This is a genomic window from Desulfovibrio sp. (genome assembly GCF_035644575.1).
Classification (GTDB): domain Bacteria; phylum Desulfobacterota; class Desulfovibrionia; order Desulfovibrionales; family Desulfovibrionaceae; genus Desulfovibrio.
Genome location: NZ_DASQOG010000061.1, coordinates 1 through 7,432, shown reverse-complemented (window position 1 = coordinate 7,432; position 7,432 = coordinate 1). Strand labels below are relative to the sequence as shown.

Sequence of the window (7,432 nt, the reverse complement as noted above, 5' to 3'; positions counted from 1 at the left end):
CTATTGCTCATTTCCTGCGTTAAGCTTTCCATTGTGGGGAAGTAGCTCAGCTGGGAGAGCATCGCCTTCGCAAGGCGGGGGTCGAGGGTTCAAATCCCTTCTTCTCCACCACAATATCAAGGGGTTACGGATAATACCGTGATCCCTTTTTTTTATGCGTTCCATGTCCGCAAAGACTGCAGGGCGGGCTTATGGGGGGTGCGCACGGCGGCAGGCTCCGTGCGGAGCCTGTATGCGCCAAAATGCATTGGCAATTGGGCTGCAAGTTGGATAAAAAGTATGCATTGTTCTCTTGGTCTGGAATGAAAAGGACAATGCATCAATATAATGCAGAAGAGGGACGTCATGGGCAATTCACTTTCATGCTTCAAAGCCTACGATATCCGGGGCCGCGTGCCAGGCGTTCTCAATGCGCCGCTGGCCCGCGCGCTGGGCAGGGCCGTTGTTGAAATACTGGACGCAAAAAGCGTTGTGATTGGCCGCGACGCCCGACTTTCCGGCCCCGAATTGCGCGATGCGCTGGCCTTGGGCTTGCGTGAGGCCGGGGCGCAGGTGACGGACATAGGCATGTGCGGCACAGAAGAAATCTATTATGCCGCCGCCAACCAGCCCTTTGGCGCGGGCGTCATGATCACGGGCAGCCACAATCCGGCGGACGAAAACGGTTTCAAGCTGGTGCGCGGCGGGGCCATTCCCATCAGCGGCGATTCTGGCCTGTTTGCCCTGCGCGACCGTGTGGAGGCCATTCTTGCCGAAAACGGCGACTCTGCCGAGTCCCTTGAAGTCTCCCCTCTGCACCATGCCTCGTTCCGTGACGACTATGTGGCCTGGCTGCTTGAATACAGCGGTGCAGCACAGCTTGCACCAATTGCTGGACGCAAGCCCCTGAAGATTGTGGCTGATGCGGGTAATGGCTGCGCAGGACTGGTGCTGAGCGATCTGATGGCCTCGCTGCCCTTTGAATTTGTCTGTCGGCAGATGCAGCCTGACGGAACTTTTCCCCATGGTGTGCCCAACCCCCTGCTGTCGGAGCGCCGGGCGGCCACAGCCGCAGCCGTGCGTGAATCTGGCGCGGACATGGGCGTTGCCTGGGACGGCGATTTTGACCGCTGTTTTTTTTATGACGCGGACGGCAATTTTATTGAAGGTTACTACTGCATAGGCCTGCTGGCGCAGGAGCTGCTGCGGCGTGTGCCTGGCGGCAAAGTGGTGCACGACACCAGAGTGTACTGGAACACCCGTGAGGTGGTGCAGGCCGCAGGCGGGCAGCCCGTAATGGGCAAGACCGGTCACGCCTTCATGAAGGAACGCATGCGCGCCGAAGATGCCGTGTATGGCGGCGAGATGAGCGCGCATCATTATTTTCGCGATTTTGCCTACTGCGATTCGGGCATGCTGCCCTGGCTGCTGGTGGCCTCTTTGCTGCACCGCACAGGCAAGCCCCTGGCAGAGCTTGTGGCAGAGCGCATGGCGGCCTATCCGTGCAGCGGTGAAATCAACCGACGGGTGCAGGATGCCCCGGCTCTCATGCAGCAGGTGAGGGATCGTTATGCGGCTTCGGCTCTGTACGAAGACAGCATGGACGGCGTCAATCTGGAATTTGCCGATTGGCGTTTCAACTTGCGCATGTCCAATACCGAACCCCTGCTGCGCCTGAATGTGGAGAGCAGGGGAAAACATGCGTTGATGGAAGAAAAAACGGCTGAAATACTACGATTTCTGGAAAAACAGGGTGGGGCCATACCTGCCTGAGCAGACGGTAGTGGCTCTGCCGCTTACAGCAGGAATAAGGCCCGACAGGCAAACCGCAAGGGGCTTGTTTGTGGGCGCTTGATGCCGTAGCATGATTTTGTTTGCCCTGTTGGCAGTGCACCGGATTGGTGCTCCAACATTGACGCAATGGTGAGGAAATTCATGCAGAATATTGCCCCCGTGATTCTGTGCGGCGGTCGTGGTACGCGTTTGTGGCCGCTTTCGCGCGAGACATACCCAAAGCAGTTTGTGGATCTGGGCGGCGGGAAAACACTGTTCAAGGATACCGTGCTGCGGGCCAAGCATACGCCGGATAGCCTGGAGCCTGTTATTGTGTGCAATGAGGCTCACCACTTCTACGTGACCGCAGAACTGTATGAATGCGGCGTGCATGGCAAAATCCTGCTGGAACCAGCGCCGCGCAACACAGCTCCGGCTTTGCGCTGGCGGCGAGGTCTGGGCTGTGGTGAGCGGCACGGCAGAGGTGACCAGTGGCGATCTGGTCAAGCTGTTTACGGAAAAACCCGTTGACCCACATACCAGTTGGCACCATGCTTCGCCTAAAAAGTCCTGGGGTGATCCCTCTGGTGCTTATGGAAATACAGTCCGGCTCCTATCTGGGTGAGGACGATATCGTGCGTTTTGCGGATGTGTACGGGCGGGAAGGGTACCGCTCCTCGTAGTTTCACCATTAAAACGATACTATGCTGAAATTATGAAAAAAGCGCTTATAACCGGCATCACCGGACAGGATGGGGCTTACCTTGCGGAGTTTCTGTTGCAGAAGGGCTACGAGGTGCACGGCATCAAAAGGCGCTCTTCGTTGTTCAACACCGACCGTATTGATCACCTTTATGAAGATCCGCACGCCAAGCAGCGGCACTTTGTTCTGCATCACGGCGACCTGAGCGACTCCAGCAATCTGGTGCGCCTCATGCAGGAAATAAAGCCGGACGAAGTGTATAATCTGGCGGCGCAGAGCCATGTGCAGGTTTCTTTTGAGTCGCCTGAATACACTGCGGATGTGGACGCCCTCGGAACCCTGCGTCTGCTTGAGGCCATCCGTATTGCCGGACTCACGGAGACCGCACGTTTTTATCAGGCCTCTACCTCAGAGCTTTTTGGGCTGGTGCAGGAAATACCGCAGACGGAAAAAACACCGTTCTATCCCCGTTCTCCCTACGCCTGCGCCAAACTTTACGCCTACTGGATTACGGTCAACTACCGCGAAGCTTACGGCATGTATGCATGCAACGGCATCCTTTTCAATCACGAATCGCCCATCCGTGGTGAAACCTTTGTGACCCGCAAGATCACCCGTGCTATGTCGCGCATGGTGCTTGGCTTGCAGGATTGCCTGTACCTCGGCAACATGGGTGCCAAGCGAGATTGGGGTCACGCGCGTGATTACGTTGAAATGCAGTGGCTTATGTTGCAGCAGGAAGAGCCCGATGATTTTGTGATCGCTACCGGGCGGCAGTTTTCCGTGCGCGACTTTGTCAATGCCGCAGCCGCAGAGCTTGGCGTCTGCCTCAGTTGGCAGGGCACGGGCATGGAAGAAACCGGCACTGTAACAAACGTTGACGTGAGCCGCTTGCAGCAGGTCGCTGGCAACCGCCAGGGGCTGGAATGCCATCTCAAACCCGGCGATGTTATTGTGCGCGTTGACCCGCACTATTTTCGCCCCACCGAAGTAGAAAACCTGCTGGGCCAACCAGCCAAGGCCAAGGAAAAGCTGGGCTGGGAGCCGAAAACCTCATTTGAAGACATGGTGGCCGAAATGGCGCGTGAAGACCTTGCCTTGAGCATGCGCGACGTCGTGTGCAAAGTGGCTGGCTTTAAAACCTTTAGCCACAACGAGTAAGTCATGCGCAAAGATGCCCAGGTCTATGTGGCTGGCCATCGGGGGCTGGTGGGCAGCGCCCTGTGTCGTGCCTTGACGCGTTCTGGCTATGAACGGCAGCTCACACGCACGCATGCGGAACTGGACCTGTGCGATCAGGCCGGAGTGCGGGCTTTTTTTGCCGAACACAGGCCTGACGTGGTGATTCTGGCCGCTGCCAAGGTGGGAGGCATCCACGCCAATGCCACGTATCCCGCAGAGTTCATTTACCAGAACCTGCAAATCCAGAACAACGTTATCGACAGCGCATACAGCAACGGCTGTAAAAAACTGCTGTTTCTGGGATCCTCATGTATTTACCCCAAGATGTGCCCGCAGCCCATCAAGGAAGAATATCTGCTCACCGGGCCGCTGGAGCCAACCAATGATGCCTACGCGCTGGCAAAAATTTCGGGCATCAAAATGTGCCAGGCCTACCGCCAGCAGTATGGCTTTGACGCCATCAGCGCCATGCCCACCAATCTGTATGGCCCCGGCGACAACTATCATCCGGAAAACAGCCATGTGATTCCTGGGCTGATTCGCCGCTTTCACGAAGCAAAAGAAAGCGGAGCCGCCAAGGTGACCATTTGGGGGACGGGTAAGGCTTTGCGCGAATTTCTGCACGTGGACGACATGGCGGAAGCCTGCGTGTTTTTGCTTGAGAACTATTCTGACTTTGAACACGTCAATGTGGGCTGCCAGCAGGAATGCACCATTATGGAAATTGCCCGGCTTGTCGCCAGGGTTGTGGGCTTCAACGGCGAAATTGATACCGATTCTGCAAAGCCGGACGGTACGCCCCGCAAGCTCATGGATTCGGGCAAGCTTTTTGGCATGGGGTGGAAACCCCGCGTGGGGCTTGAAGAAGGCTTGCACGATGCATACAGCGATTTTTTGCAAAGCCAGTACAAGCGGGGTTATTAGCGTTTGTGGCTCCCACGCTCGTTATTGTGCTATTGGTCGTCAAATTTGTATGTTCATATTGAGCGGCAATCGGCAGCTTTGGTTTCATCATCCGGCTTCTGACAAGCGTGCTGGTGAGAGATATCCAAGTGCTGCCTGTCTTCATTATCGGTATATGCTAGCCCTGCCGCGTGGGGATGCAATGTCGCTCACCCTCACGCGGCTGTGCTCAATATGCGTGAATCCGCAGTTCAGAGGATTGGGAGTGATCGGCACGCGTGGTTCGACTCAATGGTGCGGATAACCCGTTGTTTGCGATTACAGAAGAGGCGACGTTCATGGCGCAGCCGCTTGACCTTGCTGAGGCTGACGGCGTGACAGCTTGTCACGAGTTCTCTGGTGGGCAGCCAGAACCTCGACCTTTAGGTGAGCTGTTTTGCCTGATGGGGCCGCGTCGCGTTTGATTCATGCGCAGTATCTACTGGCAGGCGCGTGCAAAACTAGGCAAACAAAACGGACAGGATATTAGTACTGATTACGGCGAACCTCACAGCAATTCCTTGGCGAAGTCGCCGCTGATTTTTTAGAATGTCGCTATGTATTCGTTATGGTGAAAATTTTGCAACCTCTGAGGATGCCCATTTACATTTTAGAGTACATATTTGACTAGAGAAAAAGAGACACTGTCTCCAAGTATTATTTATAGTGCCGTGATGGCATCTGCGCTAGCTATTTGCTGCACCGGGGCAATGCCGGTTTTTGTGGATGCCAATGCGAAAACCTGGAATATCTCGCCAGCCGTTGTGGCAGCAAAAATTACGCCGCGCACCAATGTTGTCATCATGTGCATATTTTCGGCAATTTTTGCGACATGTCAGCTTTTGAAAATATTTGCGCTGGCAAAATTATTATCCTTATGGAAGAAGCTGCCGAGGCCCTCGGCGCGTCTTGTTGCGGTAAACGTGCTGGCGGTCTTTTCAGCCGTGCGTTTTCTTTCTCTAAATGGCGTAACCGCTTTGCGTCAGAGATGTTCATTCCACCGAACGTAGTGCGCCATTTGTAAAAGGTTGCATCCAAGATGCCATGCTGACGGCACAGATCAACGGCACGAACTTCAGCCCCAGCCTGCCGCAAAATTCCAATAATTTGATCTTCGGTGAATTTGCTGCGTTTCATTCTTGTGCTCCTATGTCTGGAACACTAACTTTTCAATGGCATACTTCTCAGGAGGGGAGAGCTGCTTGCAGTCTGCGGGCAAATTGGACAATCCCCCAAACAACTAGTAGGAAGTTGGCTTAGCCCTTCTGGGTATCTGGACGATATACGTGCGCGCCATTCCAGCTTGCCCATGGCTCATAGGGGGGGCATCCTTCGCCTGAAGAAAATTAACTCTCGCTGCAAAGGGTGGCAAACTATGCAGCCGGACGCATGTATTTGCTGAAAAAACGCGGATTCTCAAGGCTGTTCATGCGCTGCGCTGCATCCCCTCTGCGTGGCCCCTCTGGATGTCCTACGCTACGGGAATGCACAGGGTATCTATCGGTTCGCATGTTCATCGGGTGTCTGAGCAACTGGTGGTAGCGTGCGGGAGCGCCGTGGATCATGGGCAAGATGTGCCCAACTGTCGTCTGTCTGCGCAGCGTTTGGCTGCGGCGAAAGAGGCTCATTTCTCCCTTTTCAATGCCCAGCCATTAGTGTAATTTTAGTCGTTGCATTGTTTGGGCGTTGTTCGCAATGCAGGATCGCTGAATGTATGCAGTGTTGGCCATTCTGTGGGCAGCACGGATACTTGCTGTTGCTAGGCTGTATGGTCTTGTTCGTATGAAAGGTGAGCAAAATCGGCCATAAATGAAGGCATCTAGCTGTTTGTATGTGATTTTTATAAAATCAGGTGCTCGCAGAGAGTTTTAAGGTGTTGCTGCTTTGCTGCCCATCCGGCATGTTGCCCAACTCTGCAGCGCGGACTTTTTTACTTCACACAAGAGTGCGTCTGTGGTTCCGTTAGAAGGAATCCAGTAGTATTGAGGACAATCAAATGGTTTCATTCGAAGACCTGTTGGCAAAGAAATCTTCCGTGGCAGTGGTTGGTCTGGGTTATGTGGGCTTGCCCCTGGCTGTTGCCCTTTCCCATCACTTTGATGTCATTGGCTTTGATATCAACATGGCGCGGGTAGATGCACTCAACAAGGGGCACGATGCTACCAATGAGGTTGACGATGCTTCCCTTGCCGCCAGCACGGCCCGTTTTACCAGCGATGCCACCGAGCTTGCCAAGGCTGGCGTGATCATCGTGGCTGTGCCTACCCCGGTAGACAGCCACCGTCAGCCCGATCTTACGCCTGTGGTGGGTGCAAGCCGCACGGTTGGCCGCCATATGCCCAAGGGCTGCGTGGTGTGCTATGAGTCTACGGTATACCCTGGCGTTACCGAGGACGAATGCATCCCCCTGCTGGAAAAAGAATCCGGCATGCGCTTTCCTGCGGATTTTACCGTGGGGTATTCGCCCGAGCGCATCAATCCCGGCGACAAGGTTCACCGGCTTGAAACCATCCGCAAGGTTGTTTCCGGCTCTGACGCCCCCACCGCAGACCTGCTGGTTAAGGTCTATGGCGCGGTGGTGACGGCGGGCATCCACAGGGCTTCGTGCATCAAGGTGGCCGAGGCCGCCAAGGTTATTGAAAATACGCAGCGCGATATCAACATCGCCCTGATGAACGAACTGGCCCTTATTTTCAACCGCATGGGCATTGATACGCTGGAAGTGCTTGAAGCCGCAGGCAGCAAGTGGAACTTCCTGCCGTTCCGTCCGGGTCTTGTGGGCGGGCACTGCATTGGCGTGGATCCCTATTACCTGACCTACAAGGCCGAAGAAATCGGCTGCCACCCCGAGGT

The 7,432-nt window shown here is 55.0% G+C and carries 5 protein-coding genes, 1 tRNA gene and 3 pseudogenes; 8 read left to right on the top strand and 1 reads right to left on the bottom strand.

Annotated features, from left to right (window positions below; translation table 11 throughout):
- Positions 1-35: 35 nt before the first annotated feature.
- The 7 genes and pseudogenes from VEZ52_RS03065 to VEZ52_RS14620 all read left to right on the top strand — a co-directional run bounded on the left by VEZ52_RS03065 (position 36) and on the right by VEZ52_RS14620 (position 5,603).
- Positions 36-111, top strand: a tRNA-Ala gene (locus VEZ52_RS03065).
- A 234-nt stretch (positions 112-345) separates the two neighbouring features.
- Complete coding sequence (locus tag VEZ52_RS03060; RefSeq protein ID WP_324835480.1) at positions 346-1,752, top strand: phosphomannomutase; 1,407 nt, start codon at positions 346-348, stop codon at positions 1,750-1,752.
- 162 nt (positions 1,753-1,914) lie between these two features.
- Positions 1,915-2,193, top strand: a pseudogene (locus VEZ52_RS03055) (sugar phosphate nucleotidyltransferase); the annotation flags it as partial.
- Between the two features lie 110 nt (positions 2,194-2,303).
- Positions 2,304-2,435, top strand: a complete 132-nt coding sequence (locus VEZ52_RS03050; protein ID WP_324835478.1) for a hypothetical protein — start codon at positions 2,304-2,306, stop codon at positions 2,433-2,435.
- Positions 2,436-2,467: 32 nt separating this feature from the next.
- Positions 2,468-3,616, top strand: coding sequence for a GDP-mannose 4,6-dehydratase (gmd, locus tag VEZ52_RS03045; protein WP_324835477.1), 1,149 nt, complete (start codon positions 2,468-2,470; stop codon positions 3,614-3,616).
- Between the two features lie 3 nt (positions 3,617-3,619).
- Positions 3,620-4,561 (top strand): GDP-L-fucose synthase, encoded by a 942-nt coding sequence (locus VEZ52_RS03040; RefSeq protein ID WP_324835476.1) that lies wholly within the window; start codon positions 3,620-3,622, stop codon positions 4,559-4,561.
- 692 nt (positions 4,562-5,253) lie between these two features.
- Positions 5,254-5,603: pseudogene (locus tag VEZ52_RS14620) on the top strand (DegT/DnrJ/EryC1/StrS family aminotransferase).
- On the opposite strand, the pseudogene VEZ52_RS03035 reads toward VEZ52_RS14620, so the two are convergent.
- Positions 5,513-5,716, bottom strand: a pseudogene (locus VEZ52_RS03035) (transposase); the annotation flags it as partial. The pseudogenes VEZ52_RS14620 and VEZ52_RS03035 overlap by 91 nt on opposite strands.
- 859 nt (positions 5,717-6,575) lie before the next feature.
- On the opposite strand from VEZ52_RS03035, the gene VEZ52_RS03030 reads away from it, so the two are divergent.
- Positions 6,576-7,432, top strand: an 857-nt coding sequence (locus tag VEZ52_RS03030) for a nucleotide sugar dehydrogenase (protein ID WP_324835475.1), incomplete at its 3' end; no start/stop codon positions are given.

Excerpts from the sequence above, each read along its gene's own strand:
- VEZ52_RS03060 (WP_324835480.1), top strand. The coding sequence starts at position 346 with ATGGGCAATTCACTTTCATGCTTCAAAGCCTACGATATCCGGGGCCGC.
- VEZ52_RS03050 (WP_324835478.1), top strand. The coding sequence starts at position 2,304 with ATGCTTCGCCTAAAAAGTCCTGGGGTGATCCCTCTGGTGCTTATGGAA.
- gmd (WP_324835477.1), top strand. The coding sequence starts at position 2,468 with ATGAAAAAAGCGCTTATAACCGGCATCACCGGACAGGATGGGGCTTAC.
- VEZ52_RS03040 (WP_324835476.1), top strand. The coding sequence starts at position 3,620 with ATGCGCAAAGATGCCCAGGTCTATGTGGCTGGCCATCGGGGGCTGGTG.